17 protein-coding genes and 1 tRNA gene are annotated in these 18,912 nt (G+C 65.6%); 14 read left to right on the top strand and 4 right to left on the bottom strand.

Annotation, left to right across the window (positions count from 1 at the left end):
* Positions 1-24: 24 nt before the first annotated feature.
* Both B9C43_RS48050 and B9C43_RS48045 read right to left on the bottom strand, forming a co-directional pair.
* Positions 25-759, bottom strand: a complete 735-nt coding sequence (locus tag B9C43_RS48050) for an ABC transporter permease (protein WP_084433990.1) — start codon at positions 757-759, stop codon at positions 25-27.
* Positions 756-1,505: an ABC transporter ATP-binding protein gene (locus tag B9C43_RS48045; protein ID WP_084434073.1), complete on the bottom strand. Its 750-nt coding sequence runs from the start codon at positions 1,503-1,505 to the stop codon at positions 756-758. The genes B9C43_RS48050 and B9C43_RS48045 overlap by 4 nt, the downstream gene beginning before the upstream one ends.
* A 68-nt stretch (positions 1,506-1,573) precedes the next feature.
* Here B9C43_RS48045 and B9C43_RS48040 point away from each other — a divergent pair, with 68 nt between their 5' ends.
* Genes B9C43_RS48040 through B9C43_RS48030 form a run of 3 tightly spaced genes read left to right on the top strand, consistent with a single transcriptional unit; the run spans position 1,574 to position 5,457 of the window.
* A complete protein-coding gene (locus tag B9C43_RS48040; protein WP_084433989.1) occupies positions 1,574-2,113 on the top strand; it encodes a TetR/AcrR family transcriptional regulator in 540 nt (179 codons plus the stop codon).
* Positions 2,110-2,679: a mycothiol-dependent nitroreductase Rv2466c family protein gene (locus B9C43_RS48035; protein ID WP_033382567.1), complete on the top strand. Its 570-nt coding sequence runs from the start codon at positions 2,110-2,112 to the stop codon at positions 2,677-2,679. The genes B9C43_RS48040 and B9C43_RS48035 overlap by 4 nt, the downstream gene beginning before the upstream one ends.
* A 27-nt stretch (positions 2,680-2,706) precedes the next feature.
* A complete protein-coding gene (locus B9C43_RS48030; RefSeq protein WP_160097252.1) occupies positions 2,707-5,457 on the top strand; it encodes an ATP-binding protein in 2,751 nt (916 codons plus the stop codon).
* A 100-nt stretch (positions 5,458-5,557) separates the two neighbouring features.
* Here B9C43_RS48030 and B9C43_RS48025 read toward each other — a convergent pair whose 3' ends face one another.
* Positions 5,558-7,408 carry a S9 family peptidase gene (locus B9C43_RS48025; protein ID WP_235039270.1) on the bottom strand — a complete coding sequence of 617 codons (1,851 nt, stop codon included), beginning with the start codon at positions 7,406-7,408 and terminating at the stop codon, positions 5,558-5,560.
* A 124-nt stretch (positions 7,409-7,532) separates the two neighbouring features.
* Between B9C43_RS48025 and B9C43_RS48020 the strand changes: the two genes are divergently transcribed.
* The 6 genes from B9C43_RS48020 (at position 7,533) to B9C43_RS47995 (ending at position 12,277) form a co-directional block, all read left to right on the top strand.
* Positions 7,533-8,081, top strand: coding sequence for a cysteine hydrolase family protein (locus B9C43_RS48020; RefSeq protein WP_200826039.1), 549 nt, complete (start codon positions 7,533-7,535; stop codon positions 8,079-8,081).
* Positions 8,078-8,980, top strand: a complete 903-nt coding sequence (locus B9C43_RS48015; protein WP_084433987.1) for a GlxA family transcriptional regulator — start codon at positions 8,078-8,080, stop codon at positions 8,978-8,980. Before B9C43_RS48020 ends, B9C43_RS48015 begins: the two co-directional genes overlap by 4 nt.
* A 49-nt stretch (positions 8,981-9,029) precedes the next feature.
* On the top strand, positions 9,030-9,434 hold the full coding sequence (locus B9C43_RS48010) for a hemerythrin domain-containing protein (RefSeq protein ID WP_160097250.1): 405 nt from the start codon (positions 9,030-9,032) through the stop codon (positions 9,432-9,434).
* A 17-nt stretch (positions 9,435-9,451) separates the two neighbouring features.
* Positions 9,452-10,513, top strand: coding sequence for a LacI family DNA-binding transcriptional regulator (locus B9C43_RS48005; protein WP_200826038.1), 1,062 nt, complete (start codon positions 9,452-9,454; stop codon positions 10,511-10,513).
* Positions 10,514-10,601: 88 nt separating this feature from the next.
* Positions 10,602-10,674 (top strand) — tRNA-Arg (locus tag B9C43_RS48000).
* Positions 10,675-11,398: 724 nt separating this feature from the next.
* On the top strand, positions 11,399-12,277 hold the full coding sequence (locus B9C43_RS47995) for a helix-turn-helix domain-containing protein (protein WP_084433984.1): 879 nt from the start codon (positions 11,399-11,401) through the stop codon (positions 12,275-12,277).
* A gap of 55 nt (positions 12,278-12,332) precedes the next feature.
* On the opposite strand, the gene B9C43_RS47990 is transcribed toward B9C43_RS47995, so the two are convergent.
* On the bottom strand, positions 12,333-12,548 hold the full coding sequence (locus B9C43_RS47990) for a DUF397 domain-containing protein (RefSeq protein ID WP_084433983.1): 216 nt from the start codon (positions 12,546-12,548) through the stop codon (positions 12,333-12,335).
* Between the two features lie 193 nt (positions 12,549-12,741).
* On the opposite strand from B9C43_RS47990, the gene B9C43_RS47985 reads away from it, so the two are divergent.
* The 5 genes from B9C43_RS47985 to B9C43_RS47965 are packed head-to-tail and all read left to right on the top strand — an operon-like array spanning position 12,742 to position 18,912.
* Positions 12,742-14,298, top strand: a complete 1,557-nt coding sequence (locus tag B9C43_RS47985; RefSeq protein WP_084433982.1) for an AfsR/SARP family transcriptional regulator — start codon at positions 12,742-12,744, stop codon at positions 14,296-14,298.
* Positions 14,285-16,525: a hypothetical protein gene (locus tag B9C43_RS47980; protein WP_143447114.1), complete on the top strand. Its 2,241-nt coding sequence runs from the start codon at positions 14,285-14,287 to the stop codon at positions 16,523-16,525. Before B9C43_RS47985 ends, B9C43_RS47980 begins: the two co-directional genes overlap by 14 nt.
* On the top strand, positions 16,522-17,619 hold the full coding sequence (locus tag B9C43_RS47975) for a hypothetical protein (RefSeq protein ID WP_084433980.1): 1,098 nt from the start codon (positions 16,522-16,524) through the stop codon (positions 17,617-17,619). Before B9C43_RS47980 ends, B9C43_RS47975 begins: the two co-directional genes overlap by 4 nt.
* Positions 17,612-18,160, top strand: a complete 549-nt coding sequence (locus B9C43_RS47970; protein ID WP_160097248.1) for a hypothetical protein — start codon at positions 17,612-17,614, stop codon at positions 18,158-18,160. Before B9C43_RS47975 ends, B9C43_RS47970 begins: the two co-directional genes overlap by 8 nt.
* A 29-nt stretch (positions 18,161-18,189) precedes the next feature.
* Positions 18,190-18,912 carry a maleylpyruvate isomerase family mycothiol-dependent enzyme gene (locus tag B9C43_RS47965; protein ID WP_084433978.1) on the top strand — a complete coding sequence of 241 codons (723 nt, stop codon included), beginning with the start codon at positions 18,190-18,192 and terminating at the stop codon, positions 18,910-18,912.

Genomic DNA, 18,912 nt, shown 5'->3' with positions numbered 1-18,912 from the left:
GACGTCCAGGCGTGGGGATCTCCCTCACGCCTGGGCTCCTTTTCGCATCACCGCGGTTCCCACCATCAACCCGATCGCCGCGATGGCACAGGCGACGAGACTTCCGTAGAGCACGTCGAGATTCATGATCCGGCCGGCGAACAAGGCGCGTTGAGCGTCCACAATGTACGAGATCGGATTGACGGCCCCCGCGGCACGCAGCCACGCGGGGCCGTTGTCCATCGGCAGCAGCACTCCCGACAGCAGGATCAACGGGAACATCAGCGTCTGCGTGACCACCCAGAACAAGGCGCCGCTCGGCTGGGACTTGATCGCCAGCACGAACGACAGCGAACTCAGGCCGATCCCGAACACGATCAGCATCACCAGCGCGGCCAGCGCTCCGGCCAGATAGACCTCGAAGCCGAGGATCGCGCCCAGCGCGATGATCAGCACCGCCTGCACCAGCAGCGTGATCGATTCCTTCATGGTGCGGCCGATCAGCATCGCTGTGCGACTCAACGGGGTGACGAGCATCCGTTCCAATGAGCCGCCGGTCAGCTCGATCAGCAGGGAATGCCCGGCTCCCATCGGCCCGAACAGGCACATCATCACCAGAATTCCCGGCACGAACCACTGCCACGAGTCTGTCAGCAGTGATCCGAACAGGAACAAGAACAGCAGGGGCTGGCCCATCGCGAAGACCAGGCTGATCGGGTCCCGCAGGGCGGGTATGAATTCTCGCGAGAAGACGGTCGCTGTGTCGCGCAAGAACTTCATGCCGCTTCCTCCCGGATGCTCCGGCCGGTCAACGCCAGGAACACGTCGTCGAGCGTCTCGTGGTCCTTCTTCAGCTGGGCAGGAGTTCCGTCGGCGATGACCCTGCCGTGGTCGATCACCACGACACGTTCGGCCATCCGATCGGCCTCCTCGAGGTAGTGCGTGCTCAGCACCAGTGTCATGCCCAGTTCTTCGCGCAGCCGCAAGATGTGGTCCCAGATGTTGGCTCGACTCTGCGGGTCGAGACCGGTCGACGGTTCGTCCAGAAACAGCAGACGCGGCCGGTGCATCAGGCCCATCGCGATGTCGACGCGCCTGCGTTGGCCGCCCGAGAGCGTGCCGGGTGTGCGCTTCGCCAAGGCCGTCAAGTCAAGCTGGTCGAGGACTTCGTCGGCTCGTTTGGCCGCGTCGATGCGTGTCATTCCGTGGCTACGGCCTTGGGTGACCAGTTCGTCGCGGATCCGGTAGTTCTCGCCCGCGCTGTTGTTCTGCCCGACGTAGCCGATGCGGGCACGCACTCCGTCGGGGTCTTTGACGATGTCGCAGCCCGCCACGGTCGCGGTGCCCGACGTCGGCGGTAGCAACGTCGTGAGCATCCGGAACAGCGTCGATTTGCCTGCGCCGTTCGGGCCTAACAGGGCCACGAGTTCGCCGTCGCGGATCTCGATGTCGACCCCTCGCACCGCTTCCACCAGGGTTTTCTTCATCCGGAAGTGCCGGACCAGGCCGGCCGTCGAGACAACCATGCGGAACACCGTACTACAAGAATGGAACGTTGGCGTTCCACTTTTGGAGTTGATGGTACAACTTAGGGGTGGAAAGGACCCGTTCAGCCATCCTCGCCGCGGCCGCGTCCGTGCTCGCGCGCGACCGCACGGCCACGCTTCCCGAGATCGCCAAGGCAGCGGGCGTCGGGCGCACGACCGTGCACCGCTACTTCCCCGACCGGGACACGTTGATCAAGGCCGCGGTCGAGGATTCCGTCGAGGCGATCGGCCAGGCGATCGCCGAGGCACAACTCGACGAAGGCACCCCCGTCGAAGCCCTGCACCGGCTCGTCACGGCCCACCTGCACGTCGGCGACCGCCTGGTGTTCCTGTTCAACGACCCGCACATCATGCGGAACTACGGCGTCTCGCCTGACGAACCGCCCGAAGAGGACCCCGTACTGGACCTGATCGTGCGCGGACAGCAGGAGGGGGTCTTCGACAGTCACGTGAGTCCACAGTGGATCCGGCACGTGCTGTGGGCGCTGGTGTACACCGGGATCGAGGAAGTGAACAGGGGGACCATCTCCCGGCACGGCGTGGCCGCCACCGTGATCCGCACCTTGGAGAGGGGGATCGTGACATGATCGCCGACATCTGGTTCGACCCGTCGTGCCCGTACACCTGGACGACCTCGCGCTGGCTGATCGAGGTCACGAAGGTCCGGCCGGTTGAGATCCGCTGGCACGTGATGAGCCTGTCGGTGCTCAACGAAGGCCGCGACGACGACCCGGAAGGCGACCCCGAGGGATATCTCTGGTACCCGGTTCGCGTTTGCGCTGCCGTGGCACAGAAATACGGCAGCGAAGCGCTCGGCCGCTTCTACACCGAACTGTGGAACGGCTCTGACGAGTGGATCGGCACCTTCGCCCCCGCGTTGGAACGTGCCGGGCTGCCCACCGAACTCGCCTCGGCCGGACCGGAGTACGACGACGCCGTCCGCGCGTCACACGCCGAAGCGATGAACCACCTCGGCCCGCACGTCGGCACCCCGATCATCGTGGCAGACGGAGCCGCGTTCTTCGGGCCGGTCATCTCCAAGATCCCGGTCGGCGAACCCGCCGGGCGGCTATGGGACGGCACGCTGCTCGTCGCGTCGACACCGGGTTTTCACGAGCTCAAAGGGGCCGTGCACGCCAAACCGCAACGCTGAGACCCGTTCGCGGGGAGAATGGCGGACGTGCGGATCGGGTTGCTGGGGCCGTTGGAGGTCAGGGCCGTCGACGGCACCGAAATCCCGGTGCCCGGCGCCCGCCTGCGCGCCCTGTTGACTGCCCTCGCGCTCGAACCTGGCAAGACGGTGCCGCTGGAGCGGCTGGTCGACGCTGCATGGGGTGCGCGGCCACCCCAGCGTCCCGCCAATGCTGTGCAGGCGTTGGTGTCGCGGCTGCGTAAGGCCGGAATTGGGATTTCGGCGCAGCCTCAGGGATATCGGCTGGTCATCACCCCGGACGCAGTGGACGTGACCACGTTCGAACGGTTGGTACGCGAGGGACACCGCCAGGAAGCGATGGAGCTGTGGCGTGGTCCCGCCCTGCTGGAGGTCCGCGGCACTGAGTACTTCGCGGCCTGGGTCGCGAAGTTGGAGGAGTTACGGCTCACCGCGCTCGAGGACGGGTCGATCAGCGAGCTCACCGAACTCGTCGCGGAGAACCCGTTGCGTGAACGGCTTGTCGGCGCGTTGATGCGGGCTTTGGCCGCAGCAGGTCGGTCAGCGGACGCGTTGCGGCTCTACGACCGCACACGCAAGGCTTTAGCCGAAGAACTGGGCGCCGATCCGTCCGCGGAACTGTCGGAATTGCACACCGAGATCCTGCGTGGTGCGCCCGAGACGAACCTGCGTGCGGCGCTGACGAGCTTCGTAGGACGTTCCGCTGAGGTCGCCGAGGTCAGGCGGCTCGTCGGCGAGTACCGGCTGACGACGCTGACCGGGCCAGGCGGATCCGGCAAGACCCGGCTGGCTGTCGAGGCCGCGCGCGCAATTCCCGGCGAGGTGTGGCTCGTCGAACTCGCCGCGCTCAGTGACGACGTGCCCGAGGCGATCCTGTCGACTCTGGGAATCAGGGACCTCGACGCGCTGCGAACCCGTGATGTGCTGCTGGTGCTGGACAATTGCGAGCACCTGATCGACGAGGTCGCACACGTCGCGGACAAGTTGCTGGGTGCATGCCCGTCGTTGCGGATCCTCGCCACAAGTCGTGAACCCCTTGGCATCACCGGAGAAGCCGTCTGCTCAGTCGAACCGCTCGCCCTTCCGCCCGCTGACTCGCAGCTTCCGGATGCGCTCGCGTACCCGGCGGTCCGGTTGTTGCTCGAACGTGCGCATCCGGGGTTCACGCCGACGCGTGCGATTGTCCGGATCTGCCGGGCATTGGACGGCATCCCCCTCGCGATCGAACTCGCCGCCGCTTTGCTGCGGACAATGACCGCGGACCAGGTAGCTTCCCGGCTGGACGACCGATTCCGGTTGCTCACCAAAGGAAGCCGGACCGCGCTGCCTCGGCACCAAACGCTCAAAGCGGTGATCGACTGGAGCTGGGACCTGCTGTCGTCACGCGAGCGAACCGTGCTGTGCCGACTCGCGGTGTTCGCCGATGGCGCGACTCTGGAAGCCGCGGAACACGTCTGCGGCCCGGATGCCGTGGACGTGTTGACCGCGTTGGCGGACAAGTCTTTGGTGATCGCCGGTGAGCGGTACCGGATGCTGGAGACGATCAAGGCATATTGCCTGGAGCGGTTGGAGGATCCTGCTGACGCGCGCCAAGCTCATGCCTCGTACTTCATCGCCCTCGCCGAGACCGCCGACCCGTATCTGCGGCGCTCCGCGCAAGTGGCGTGGCTGGCCAGGATGCACGCCGAGGACGCGAACATCAACAGTGCTCTGCTCGTTTCCGATGCGCAGACCGCCGTGCGGCTGACAGCCGCGGTCGGGTGGTATTGGCTGCTGGAGTGGTCTCTGCGGTGCCGCAGGGTTCCCGGCGTTTCACTCGGCGCACGTGCGCTGTCGTTGCCTGGCTCCGTGGATCCTGAGCCACGGGCCACCGCTTCCGCTGCTGTCGCTCAGTTCAACCTCCTGGGCAACGGCGACGAGGAGCAAGCGCTTGACTGGTTGGCCACGGCCCAACGGCTCGGCGGACGGCACCCGATGGTGCAACTCGTGTCCGCGGATCCGTCGGCTTCAGGCGATCCGTGGGTTCGGGCGATGGGCCGGCTGCACGCGGCGATCGGCTCGATCAACACCGGCAACCCGGACGAGGCCAGCCTTGTCGCGTCCCTCGCGGAGTTCCGGGCGCTCGGCGAGCGTTGGGGGATCTTGAACTCGCTGACCCACTTGGCGGACTTGGCTTCGTGGCGCGGAGATCTGGCCGCGGCGGTCGCCGGATACCAGGAGGCGGTCGACGTCGTCGAGGAGATCGTGGACGGCCAGGACGCCTGGAAACCCCGGCTCAGGCTGGCCCAGTTGCTGTGGCTGCACGGCTCCTATGACGCCTCGGCGTTGGCTCTGTCCAAGGCTTCCCGCGACGCTGCGCGGATCGGGCTGCCTGAGGCGATGACGGCGGCGGCGTACACCGCGGCCGACATCGCCCGGTGGTCCGGCGACCTCGACGCCGCCCGGTCGGAGCTGGCGAAGGCTTCGTCCTTGGCCAAGGATCTCACCGTGAACTGGGGTTTCCGGGCGTTGCTGCTCGACCTGAGCGGGTACCTGACCGGCTCGTCGCGGGCGGACGCCCTGGTTTGGGCGCGCCGCAGCCACAGCGCGCCGCTGATCGCGCACGTCCTCATCGGTCAGGCGGATGCGGCACTTCGCTCCGGCGACCACGCTGAGGCCGAACGTTTGCTTGCGGAGTCTGTGGCCGTCCGGGGGACGCCGGACTTGTCGAACCCCGACGCCGCCCGCATCCAAGCAGAATTGTCAGACCCCCATGGTTAACTGAAAAATAGGGGTTCCCCTGGTGGCGGGATTTGTCGGGGCTTGGTGGGGCGCGGCGTGGTGGTGTGGCTTGGTGGGGTGCGGCGTGGTGTGGGCTGGGTCAGGCGTTCAGGTGGCGGATGAGGAAGTCCCAGGTGCGGCGGTGCACGTAGGTCTCGTAGCCGGTGAACACGTGGTCCGAGCCGGGGACGATCAGCATCTCGAAGTCCTTGCCCGCCGCGATCAACGCCTCCGCCAGCCGGTACGTCTGGTCGGGTGACACCTGATCGTCCAGCCCGCCATGGACCAGCATCAGCTTGCCCGCCAACCGCTCTGCCGCGTCCACATTGGAGTGCAAACCGGCGAGGGCGGCGACGTAAGGCCCGTACATGTCGGTGATGGCCGGGTCCGTGTACCGAAAGTCGTGCACGCCGGACAACGCCACACCGACCTTGTACACGTCCGGGTAGTCCAGCATCGCGCGCACTGTCGCGAACCCGCCGCCGGAGATGCCGCAGATTCCCACCCGGTCGAGGTCCATCCACGGCCGCGTGGCCGCCAGCTGCCGCAAAGCCGCCACGTGGTCGTCCAGTCCGGCGGACATGTCCTGGTACGACGCGTTGAAGAAAGCCCTGTCACGCCCCGGAGTTCCCCGGCCGTCCACCGCGAGGACCACGAACCCCAAAGCTGCCAACGCTTCGGCGGCATAGCCGTGCCATCCCGCGTCAAACGCCGCGCTCACCCGGATGACGAACGGGTTCAAGTACGTGTGCTCAACAACCGGATACCGCAGGCGAGGGTCGAACCCGTGCGGCCGATACAGCACGCCGTACACATCCGTCGAGCCGTCGGCGGACTTCACGCAGAACCGTTCCGGCGGTGACCACCCAGTCTCCACAAGTCCGGAAATGTCCGCGCGGCCCACTTCCTCCAACACCTCGCCATCCCACGATCGCAGCACATGCACCGGCGGAGTGTCCGTTGTGCACGCTGTGTCGAGGAAGCCTGCATCGCCGGGAAACACCACGTGGTCCAGTCCGTCGTCTGTCACCACGGTGAAGTCCGATCCGTCCAAGCCGACCCGGCAGACGGTGCCGCGGTACGGGTCATCAGAAACAAGCCCCACGGCAAGGAAATGCACTACGCCATCCGCTACCCGCAGAATCTGCTTCACCTGCCACGGCCCGGATGTCACTTGCGACGAGCCAGAATCCGAGTACAGGTACAGATGACCGCAGCCGTCCCGCTCGGAGTACCACAGCACTTCTCCCGAAGGCAGCACGTGCACCGCCGGGCCGAGCGTCAGATGCTGCCCCGGCAGAATCCGTCCGGCACCCGTCTCATGCACCACTGTCCGCACCTCGCCGGTCGCCGGATCGAGCCGGCGCAACGACAAGCCGTCCTTGGCCGACAAGTAGTACACCGCACCGGCAGCCCACCACGCCCACTTCATCTGGATCGGCGACATCATCGGCATCGGGACCGTGTCCCCGCGCACCACGGCACCCGAACTCACGTCGATCACGACGAACTCGGCCAGCTGCACGGCCTCGTCTCCGGGTAGCGCCGAACGCTTGGAGCGCAACCCGTCGGGAGAAAGCAAATACTTCAGGCGCAGGCCTTCCTGGATCGTCCGGTGCGTCAATACCTTCGTCGAGTCCGGCGACCACACCGCCGCGGGCGGCGCGTGGGGCAGACCCATCTTGGTGAAGATCGCCGCGTACATGTAGTAGTCCGGGTTGGCGCCGTAGTCGTGGTCGACGTCGCCGTCCGTGGTCAGCGGCCGTTCCTGGCCATCGGTGCGGATCCATAGGTTGCAGTCCCGCCGGAACACCACGTGCTTGCCGTCCGGTGACGCGATCTCCATCGGGTTGCCGGGCGGGTCGGCCCACGGGGGCACGGCCGTCGCGCCGCGTACGAGGTTCGGTCGGTTCGCCGCGAGGAGTCGCTCAGCAGTTTCGTAGGTACTCACGAAGCCACCGTCGCGCAGTGCGCTGACATATCACCGCGCTGGCGCTGACACGTGACCAGATCGGTCCGCATCCCGGCTTGCGCGTGCCTTCCGGGCGACCGTCGTGACAGGCGAGGCTCATGCCATGACCAAAGCACTGATCGTGATCGATGTGCAGGAATCGTTCCGCCAGCGGCCCAACTGGGCTGAGCTGTCCAACCCCGGCATCGTCGACCAGGTGAACCGGCTGGTGGACCTGGCCAGGGCGGAGAACGACCTGGTGGTGTGGGTGCTGCACAGCGAGCCGGGCAGCGGCACGGTGTTCGACCCGGCGAGCGGTCATGTGCGACTGCTTGACGGGCTGAAACCGGACGAGGGTGAGCCGGTGCTGACCAAGACCTCGCACAACGCGTTCACCACGACGAACCTGCAGCAGACGCTGACCGCGCGCGGCATCCGGGAGCTGCTGATCAGCGGTATCCGGACCGAGCAGTGCTGCGAGACGACCACCCGCGTCGGCAGTGATCTCGGTTTCGAGATGACGTTCGTCACCGATGCCACCGCGACCACGCCCGTGCCGCACTGGAAGACCGGTGCCGTGCTCGGGACCGATGAGCTGATCGAGCGGACCGAGTACGCGCTGGCAGGGAGGTTTGCGACGATAGCGACCGTGGCGGAGCTGACCGGATCGTGACCCGAGTGGTCTTCTTGCTGGTCCCGGGAGTCCATCTGCTGGATCTCTCGGGGCCCGCGCAGGTGTTCTCCAGCGCGGCCGACCTCGGCCTTGGCTACCACCTGTCGTACGTCGCGGAGACCACCGAGATCCCCAGCGCCCAAGGTCTGACGCTGCACGCGGACACCACGCTGCCGACACTGTCCACTGAGGACCTGATACTGACGCCGGGCTGGCGCTCCCCCAGGCTCGCCAACACCGGGAAGCTGAGCGGCGCGACCTTGGCCTGGTTGCGTGACCACCATGCCGCAGGTGGCGTCGTGGCGAGCGTGTGCGCGGGCGCGGACGTGTTGGGACGCGCGGGTTTGCTCGACGGCCGCCGCTGCACCACACACCATGACCTGCAGGACGAGCTGGAGCGCCGCTATCCGCGGGCCACGGTTGTGCGTGACGTGCTCTATGTCATGGACAACCGAGTGATCACGTCAGCGGGGATCGCCAGCGGTATCGACCTGACGCTGCACCTGATCACAACGCGCCACGGTCCGGCCGCCGCCGCCAGCATCGCCCGCACGATGGTCGTCTACGCGCGCCGTAACGGCGACGAACTGCAGTCCAGCGTCCTGCTCAAACACCGGTCGCACGTGAACGAGACCGTGCACCGTATCCAGGACATCATCGAGACCCGCATGACGGATCGACTGTCACTGGCTGAACTCGCCCGCCTGAGCGGCTGCAGCGAACGAACGGTGACGCGCCTGTTCAGCCGCGCCACCGGCATGACGCCTTTGCGTTATCAGCAGGCCCTGCGCGTCGAACGCGCGGAACACCTCATCGGCCATGGCGCCACCGTCGAGTCCGCAGCGCGCATGGTCGGCTTCGAGGACGCCCGCATGCTCCGCCGCCTCCGCTCACGTTGACAGATCTAGTAGCTTTGTTTGCAAAGCAAAGCTATCTCTGGAGGCTGTTGTGACCACGCCGGACCGCAACCGCGCCATGGCCGCACAACTCGTCCGCGCGCATGACGAACTGCGCCGCGAGTTGCGTCGGGTCCGTTCGCAGCTCGGCAGCGGCGATGCGGTGCTCAGCAGGAGCCTGACCACGCACTGCCTGGCGTTCTGCGACAACCTGCGGCACCACCACACCATGGAAGACGGCGGGTTCGCCCTGCTCGACGGCGAACTCGCGCCGGTGCTCGACCGGCTGCGCCAGGAGCACCACGTCGTATCGGCCGCACTCGGCCGGATCAGGGACCTGCTCGGCTCCGACGCGGCCGCCGCCGACGTGGAATTGGCCTTCGAACAGCTCTCCGAGCAGCTGGAACGGCATTTCGCGTACGAGGAAGAGCAACTCCTGCCTGCCCTGAATGGGTAAGTCAGTACCCTTTGCGGGTGAGTTCCAGGCGACCGACGCTCGACACGGTGGCACGCGAGGTAGGCGTGTCCCGCGCGACGGTGTCCAACGCCTACAACCGGCCTGATCAACTGTCCGAGCGGCTACGTGCGGAAATCATGAGCGCGGCGGCCCGGCTCGGCTACGCGGGGCCGGACCCGATCGCGCGCAGCCTGGCCACCCAGCGCGCCGGCGCGGTCGCGGTGATGCTCGACCGCGGCCTGTCCGCCGCGTTCTCCGACCCGGCGCTGTCGATCATGCTGGACACCTTGGCGTCCACAGTCGACACGGGGGAACGGTCGCTGGTCCTGATGCCAGGCAGCCCCCAAGGCGGAGGCCCGACCACCGCAGCCGTTGCCCGAGTGCACGCCGACGTCGTCATCGCGTACTCCCTGCCGGACAACGCACCCGCGCTCACGGCCGTCCGCGAACGTGGCCTGCCCTTGGTGGTGGTCGACCAGCCCGGCGCCGACATCCGGGTCGCCGATCGCGAGGGCGCTTCGCTCGCCGCGCGGCACGTGATGGACCTGGGCCACCGGGATATCGGCATCATCAGCCTGGACATCTCCCCCGACGGCCACAACGGGCCGGCGAGTCCACAGAGGATCAACACGGCCCAGTTCCAAGTGACGGTCGAACGCCTCACCGGCTACCTGGACCACGTACCGCCGTCGACACCGATCTGGGAAGCATCCGACAGCCGCCGTGAACTCGGCCGCGAAGCAGCCGCGTGGCTGTTGGCCCAATCCCCTCGCCCAACAGCACTACTGTGCATGTCGGATGAATTGGCAATCGGCGCAATTCGAGCCGCACGTGACATAGATCTCGAGGTGCCCGGAGATCTCACGATCGTGGGTTTCGACGACACACCGGCGGCCGCGTGGGCCGATCCACCGCTGACAACGATCCGGCAAGATCTGCTCGAGAAGGGCAGACAGACCGGTGAGCAGGCACTTCGCCTGCTGGACGGCAGACCGCCCGCCGAGCCGGTGACCATCCCCGTCACCTTGGTGGCGCGCGCATCCAGCGCAGGAGTGCCAGCGAGACGCCTACCCCGGTGATCTTGTTCACCCAGACTGGTGCGATTCAGAAACATTGCGGCGTCGGCGAACGATCACCCTTCTGAAGGCGGTTAGCCTGCCGCCCTCAGCCCCCGTAGCTCAGCGGATAGAGCGAGAGACTTCTAATCTCTTGGTCGCAGGTTCGAGTCCTGCCGGGGGCACCGTCTCTACCCAGCCTTCACCCACGGTCCACCCTGTCCCTGGAGTGGACCGCTCCGCAGGTGGTTACCCGCCACTTCCGCCGGACAAACCTCGAGGAACCAATCTGCGTTCCCCCAATCAGGTGAACTGACGCAGCAAACGACGGCGCTCCACCTACTGTTCCAGGTCGGCTTGCGCGTTTCGCCGTCGGCGTCGAGCAGCACCCCGTCGATGGGCGGTTGCCGCAGCCAATATCAACCACGTCAACAGCATTGCCAGCAGCACGGCATCCATCGCACCCGTTATCAGCTGCGCGGTGACGTTTACGACCCAGCAGTAGCCCGCCACTCGGACCAATCTCGTCGACGGTCGCGAGGCTGCGGCGCTGACGACGAGGGTCAACGTCACCGCCCATCCGACGGCGTCGTAGTCCGCGTCGCCCGGGTGGTCGCAACCCGACTCCCTCGCGACGGCCTGCCGTACGGCACTCCGCGCCGGACACCGAACCGTGCCCCAAGCCTGCCGACAACCTTCATCGCTGTGATTCATAATGATTCATACTCAATCATAGTGAATCGCTTGTCAACCTGCTCCGCCGGAGAGAGTTGCCTGCAAAAGGCCAAAAAATGACGGGACTTCGGCGCTTGACAGTCGTTACTCGCCGTGAAATAGTCTTGCATCACCAAAACTCACCGTGGATCATGTAAGGGGGTCCGTTGGCTAAGGCAAGGAGACGGCGAGATCATGATCAGGGTGGCGGATGAAGCGGAACGCACCAGTGCCAGGCGCAAACGGCTCGCGAACGAGTTGCGACGGTTGCGTGACCTCGCTGGCCTTTCCGGACGTGATCTCGCCCAGCGAATCGGCATCAGCCAGTCCAAAGTATCCAGGATCGAGTCCGGGCGGTCCGTGCCGTCCATGCCGGAAGTGGACGCGTGGGCACGTGTCACGAACGCGTCCGACGACCGCAAGGAGTGGCTGACGGCCATGACCAACGCGGTGTTCACCGAGGTTCAACCGTGGCGGGCCACGCTTGCGGATTCGCACGTCCAGAACGAAGTGCACGAGCGAGAGCGCAATGCGCGCCTGATCCGCACGTTCCAACCATCGGTCGTCCCTGGGTTGTTACAGACCGCGGACTACGCCAGATACGTGTACAGCCTGGCTCAGCCGTACCCCGACCATGAGGTGGCCACGGCCATCGCCGGGCGGATGGAACGGCAGGTCGCCCTCTACGAACAGGACCGCAGGTTCGAGTTCCTGATCACCGAAGCGGCGTTGCGCTGGCGGCCCGTACCGCTCCACTCGCACCTCGCCCAACTTGACCGGATCACCGCGATCAGCACTCTCGAGAACGTGTCGATCGGCGTGATTCCCCTCGCCCAGCAGGTGCTGGCACCAGCACCGCACGCATTCATCGTCTACAGCGAGAACGACGGCGACCTCGACGATTTCGTAGAGGTCGAGACTGTGCACGCGAATCTCATCGTGAACGATCTCGACGATGTAGCCATCTACCAGAATCAATGGTCAATGCTATGCCGAACAGCTATTTTTGACGACGAGCTGCGAACATTCCTCGCCGCTCTCATCACCGAATTCAGGCACACCGCACACACCTGACCGCCCGGCGGGGCGCCGCGGCGCACAGGCCGCGACACCCCTAACCGTGAGCCGGTCAGCCGATGTCGAACTCTCCTGCCCGGACACCTGCGATGAAGACGATCCACTCCTCGTCGGTGAACACCAGAACCGGCCCTGCGTCAACTTTCGAGTCCCGAACGAGGACGCCGGCCGGGGTGATCTTCACCTCGACGCAGCTGCCGGGCTGACAGAAACTGCTGACCCGCCACTCACCGGACCGACCACATTCGAATTCCACGTTTTCCCGCATTGCCACTCCCTTGTCTTTTGACGATCTCTGACCGCCGTGCAAGAAAAGGTTCGGGGATGCTTCACCGTGGTAATCAGGGTTGATCAAATCGGCTTTCTGGGTGGTTTCGAATGGTCATCGGGGTGGTTCTGAACGGCTATCGGGGTGGTCCGGCCACCCGGCGACAGGCGTCGAAGGAACGAAGGAGTACGCGATGGATTTCGTACTGCTCCATGAAGTCACCGCACGCGTCGATGGCAACCCGGTCGCGCTCGGCGAGCGCCAGCACCGGCTGTTCGTGGCGATTCTGCTATTGGCCGAAAGCCAGCACGTGCCGACGGACCAGCTGATCAGCCGGATCTGGGGAGACCTCCCACCGGAGAAGCCCCAGGAACAGTTGAACCGGATCGTCAACAAGGTCCGTCGGACGTTGGCGGATGCCGAGACCGGCGCCGATGCGCACTTGCCAAGGGGAAGCGGCGGGTATCGGTTGCAGGTACCGCGCAGCCATGTGGACTGGCTGCGGTTCCGGGATTGCCGCAGCCAGGCGCGTGAACTTGCTCGGACCGACAAGACCGGCGCCCTCGACCTGATGCGGGCCGCGCTCGCTGAATGGGGCCCCGTGCCCGGCAGGATGGATCCGGAGCCGCTCTTCGGGGTGAACGGCGAGTGGATTTCCGGCATGCGCGTGACCCTGGTCAACGAACATCGAGCCGCCAGGCTCGAGCGGGCCGCACTTGAGATCGAGACAGGTGACCCAGGTCTGGCCGTTGGTGAGCTCGAGGGCCTGTTCGCGCTCTTGCCAAGCAACTACCGAATAGCCGAACTGCTGGTGCACGCCTACTGCCTGGACGGTCGCCGGACGGACGCACTCGCCCTCTTTCCCCGAATGGACAAGCTGTTGAAGAAAACGCACGGCGAGGATGCCAGCCAATCCCTCCGCGAACTGCACGACCGCGTGCTGCACGACGACGAGTCGCTTCGCCCACGGGCCGTGATTCACCCGGCCCCCGAATCGATGGCCGGGAAGGCCGTTGTGCCCTACGACAGGGAGCAGGCCATCGGGCAGGAGCCGATGACCCGGTCACTCGTGGCGATCGACGCCGAGAACCCCAGCCGTCACGGCGATCCAGCGCTGCGCGACGACCTGTACGCGATCTTCGCGCAAGCCCGGTCGGCCAGTGGAGTGACGGCGGACCAGGTCGTCTTCGAGGACCGCGATGACGGCTTCATCGCACTGATCGACGCGGACCTGATGAATATCCTCGGCTCCGGGCTTGATGCTCTGATCGAGGCGCTCCGACGGCGTGACCAGGACGTTCCCGAAGCCGACCGGCTGCGGCTGCGCATCGCCGTGCATCGCGGCCAGGTACACCGCGACGAACGAGGATTGTCCGGGGCGGACCTGAACGCCGCGTTCCGGCTTGTCGCTTCACAACAGGTCAAGGAGGTCTTGCAGCGCGCCGCGAAGGCGCAGTGCGTGATCGCGGTATCCGACTCCGTCTACAACGGACTCATCAAGCACGGCCACGAAGACCTGTGTGCCAGCTCATACGGGCGGCTGGACGACAAGACCGGCTGGGTACGGGTCCCCGGATATCCACACCCACCTCTGCACAGCGAGAACGACGACGAGGATGAGGCCGACACAGCCGAGCCGTCGCCGCTGGCCGGTGCCACCGTGAACGGCAACCTGTTCTACAGGAACAAAATCAAGAATCTGGACGCCTCCGTCAACCTGAATGGCAGGCCCGACCGTGAGCGACGCTGAACAGCCCGAGGACGTCGACGACAAGACCGAGGACAAGCCAGCGGCGGACAGCACCGAGGACGGCAAGGACGAGCCCAAGGCCGAACCGGCTGACGACGCCGAAGACCCTCTGGAGAAGGAGTTCCGGACAACCGCTCCCGACCGGGACAAGGGACGTCAGCTCGGGGAAGACAATCGGGCACGAGCGGACGCCGTGTCCGCGCTCCTCGGTGGCACAACACAACCGGCGAACATCTTCCTCAACAACACGATCGGCCTGCTCGACGCCGGAGCTGGCGGTCCCGTGGACGCCACGAGAGGAATGGTGGTGAGTGGCGCGGTCGCCGAGCAGACACTGCGATCCGTCGCCGCGACCTTCGTCGAGCCGGACGACTATCCCGGCCTGCGCTCGAAACTGCGCGCGAGGTCGGTGGTAATGCTGCGGGCGAAGCCCGGTTGGGGACGTACGACGTTCGCACTGCGTCTGCTGCACCAGGAATGCGTACAAGGCGTGGAGAAACTCAACCCGGACGTGAGTCTGCGCGCGCCGAAAGAGCTTGGCCTGCGTGCCGGCCGCGGTCACCTCTTGGAATGGCTCAGGGTCAACGAGGCGCGTCAGCTGCACGAGTTCCACTTCGACGAGCTCAAGCGGGCGCTGGACACCAAGGGCTCAAGGATGGTCGTCCTGCTCGATCCGGCGACCGAGATCCGCGACGAAGCGCTGTCGGCTTACATCCTCGACGCGACCGCGTTCCCCGACGGGGCCGCTGTCGTCGCCAACCATTTCCGGGCGCATCTGCGATCGGCGGGCAAGCCGGAACAGCAGATCGAGGACTTTCCCGAGTTCGCCGACCTGGTGACGGAGTCCATCCGGACAGCGCGCCGAGTCGGCCAACTCGCGGAGTTCGCGCGTGATCTTGGTGAGGTGGCTTTGCGGCGAGCCGACTTCGCGACTATTCGAAGCCGCTACGCCGGCACCGCCGAGGCGGAGTTCCGGGAGTGGTTCGACACGCTCATCGACAACGACCAACGTGCCTTCGCCGTTGCCCTCGCGGCGTTCAACGGCATGCCCATGCACATCGTGGCCGAAACGGCGACGCTACTCGCGAAGGACATGCAGGCAGCCGAGAACCCGGACCAGCGAACCCGGACCCGGTCGCTGTTCACTTTGCGCCGCAGCGACCTGATCGAAACCGTCGGGGCGGAAGTCGTGACCGAGATGGAGACGACCGAGTTGGGTCCGCTCATGGCCCACGTGGTCAAATATCGCGACGACCGCCGGCCCCGCAAGGTGCTGCAACACGTGTGGTGGGAGTACGACGAAGCGCACGCGGTCGTACGGAACTGGCTGCGCAAGCTGGGGGCGTCCGAGAACAAGAGGGTCTGCGCTCGCGCGGGTGTCGCGGTCGGCCTGCTCAGCCTGTCCGAATTCGACCATGCCCGCCAGTTCGTGATCGAGAAGTGGGCGGACGCCGACTCTTTCCGCGAACTGCAGGCCGTGATGGGAGCACTGGAACTGCCGAGCAGGCAACCGGAACTCCAGCCGCTGCTGGTCGAGATGCTGGACAAGTGGCTGAAGTCGGACTCGGTTGGCCGGCGGACCGCGGCGATCAAGGCGTTGGGGACCTTTGGCATCGTCACCCCGGACGTGGCGATGGCGAAGATGCGCCGCGTCGCGAGCAGGGAGGACTCGACCACCAAGGACCGGTTCGCGATCGCCGACGCACTGACGAATATGGCCATGATTCCAGGACGCCTCGGTCAGGTGTTGTCGAGTCTGCTCAGATGGACGGACAACATGCGCTTTCCCATCCGCAACACCGGGTTGTTCTGTTCCCTCCAGCTTGCCACGTTCCTCCATGTGTCCATTGAGGAGAGTCCTGAGCCCTGGCCCGCGCTGTTGCATGTAGCCGAGAACGAACCCACAGCCGAACGGCCGATCCGTTTTCGCAATGACACGATCAGTTACCGGCGTGCCGTGGTGATCACCCTTGCCCGGTTGCTCGACGCGCCGTTCCGGGCGCAATCGTTGTACGCCGAATTGAAATCCTGGGTGGACACCGCGCAGAAGGATCCCGCGCAACGGGCGCCGCTTGGCCGATTGTTCGCCGGTCTCGCCGCGGAGACCGGCGACGAGGACAGTTTGCGGTTCTACCTCAACGAATGGGCCACCGAGCGGAAGACCAACAGGACCGAAGCCGTGGCGGACATCATCGCCGCGCTGGACGAGGGAAGGGTGAGACCGTGAGCGAGCCGAAACCATTGATCAACCGGGCTGAGCTGAGCAAGGCGGACATGTGGAGATCGCGGCCGGTTCCCGGCGCGGACGTCGCCATCATCCTGCTCGACAAGCGAGGAAACCTGTACGAATCCACGCGCGCGCTCACCGCTGGCGAGATCGCCTGGGACACCCCGAAAGCATCGTTCGAGGTGGACATCTCGATGCACACCACGAAATTCGAGCTGCAGCTGCCCGCCGCGGAGGAGGCATTCAGCTTCAGTGCCAAGATCGTGGCGCACTGGCGCGTCGATGACCCCAGGGAGGCGGTGCGCAGCAAACTGTCGGACGCGGAAGAGGTCGTCAAACCGACGGTCGAAGGGCAACTGCGCGAGATCAGCCGTTCGTACCCGATCGAACGCAATGCCGCTGCCGAGGACGCGATCCGCAAGCACTTCACAGGTCGCTCTGTTCGCCTCTCACATGGCCTCTTGCTGGTGGCGTGCGAGACGACGCTGCAGATGGACACGAGCACCCATGGACACATGGCGTCTCGCACGTTCGCCGAGCGCGCGCGTGAGCGGTTGTTGAGTGACCACAAGACCACCACGTTGGACACCACGCTGACCATCGAACTGGAGCAGACCAAGCAGTTGCTGGAAGAGCAGCGCGCGACGTTCGCCCAGCGGCTCGCCGCCAAAGAGGAGGAGCACAAGCTCGAGCTCTTGCAGAAGAACATCGAGTTCTACGCACAGGCGCTCAATGCGGGCAGCCTCAACCTGGTGGCACTACGGCTCGCTGCCAACCCGGATGAGGTCAAGGAGGTCCTCAATGTTCTCGTTGAGCAGCGGCAGCTCGATTTCGAAGGCGCCCGCGGCATGCTGAACTCGTTGCTGGAGAACCATTTGGTGAACAAGCGTGATGTCGCCGACATCATGGCGAGAGCCACGAGCGTGGTCGCCGACCACATGACGCGCGCGCCGTTCGAAGTCGACCGGTCAAGCCGACAGGATCCAGCCAGGAACGGAGTCGTTGACCCGCCTGCCCTCGCCGCAGCACCGGTCACGGCCGAGGTGGTGCGGGAGCAGGACGAAGATGACGACTTTGATGACGATGATGACTAGCGAGCAAACGGCCACGAATCCGCTCACCGATTTTCCCGTTGTCGGCGGTGTGGTTCAAGCGGCGGACAGCCTGTTGCGGGATCTGAACATTCCGCTGTGGTTAGCACAGGTCGTGGAATTGGCCGGACTGCTGCTGTTGCTCCACGTGTTGCTCACACAAGTCTTCCGGCGTGTGTTGCCGTGGCTGGCACCACTGCTGGACGAGGCGCTCGCGTGGACCTTCGACCGCATAGCGATGCTGCTGCTCGTGCCGGAACTGGTATCCACCCGCATCCGAACCAGGAAGGGGAAACCCCCCTTATCGACCGCCTACACATATGGCGACAGCGTGGTCAGCCTGGCGAACGCGGCCAAGTCCGTCGCGCACGTCGTACTTGATGTCCTGCCGCGGATGCGGACGGCACCTCCACTAGTGCCTGCCATGCTCGTGTTCGTCATCGCGCTTGTGTGGAACAGCGAGACCTGCACGGGAGACCCGTGTGTATCACCAGCGACGCAATGGTTCACGGTGGCCGGCGAGTGGTTCGGACAGCTCGTGTGATAGATCACGCCCCAGCTAGGCTGTCGGGAGTGGAGATCTTCGACGACCTCGAGGCTGAGTACGACCGGTTGGACGGCATCTTCGCCACGCTGTCGGCCGAGGACTGGATGCGCCCGTCATCCGCGGCGGGCTGGAGCAATGCCGACGTTCTGCTTCATCTCGCGCAGACCGAGGAAACGGTTGCCGCGACGGTGAAAGGCGACCCGATGCGGGAGCGCGGAGCCATGAGCGTGGACGAGGCGATGGACCTCTGGGTACGCAGCGAACGCGCCGGGCCCGATGTGGTCTATCCACGCTGGCAAGCGGCCAGGCGGATATCCGTCCAGGTCCTTCGCACGGCCGATCCCACCAAGGCGTCGGCGTGGGCATCCGCTGCGCTGCGGCCGGCCACGATGGCGACAACGCGACTGGCTGAGCATTGGGCGCATGCCTTGGACATCACGGGCCCGCTCAACATTCCGTATCCGGACACCGAGAGGTTGCGGCACATCGCACGGTTGGCGCATCGAACGTTGCCCTACGCGTTCCAGCTCGCCGGGCTCGAACCCGTGCCTGTCCGGGCGGAGTTGACCGGACCGGACGGCACGAGCTGGCAGTTTGGCCCCGAGGACGCAGAGGACGTGATCAGTGGATCGCTCGGTGCGTTTTGCCGGGTCGGCGCGCAACGGCTCAAGCCCGAAGACTCCGGTTTGACGACCTCAGGACCCCACGCGGCCACCGCGCTCCGGCTGTTGCGGAACTACGCAGCCTGA

The sequence above is a fragment of the Kibdelosporangium aridum genome (assembly GCF_900176515.1).
GTDB classification, from domain to species: Bacteria; Actinomycetota; Actinomycetes; order Mycobacteriales; family Pseudonocardiaceae; genus Kibdelosporangium; species Kibdelosporangium aridum.
The sequence above is the reverse complement of the archived record's forward strand: the minus strand, read 5'-3'. Positions and strand labels throughout refer to the sequence as shown.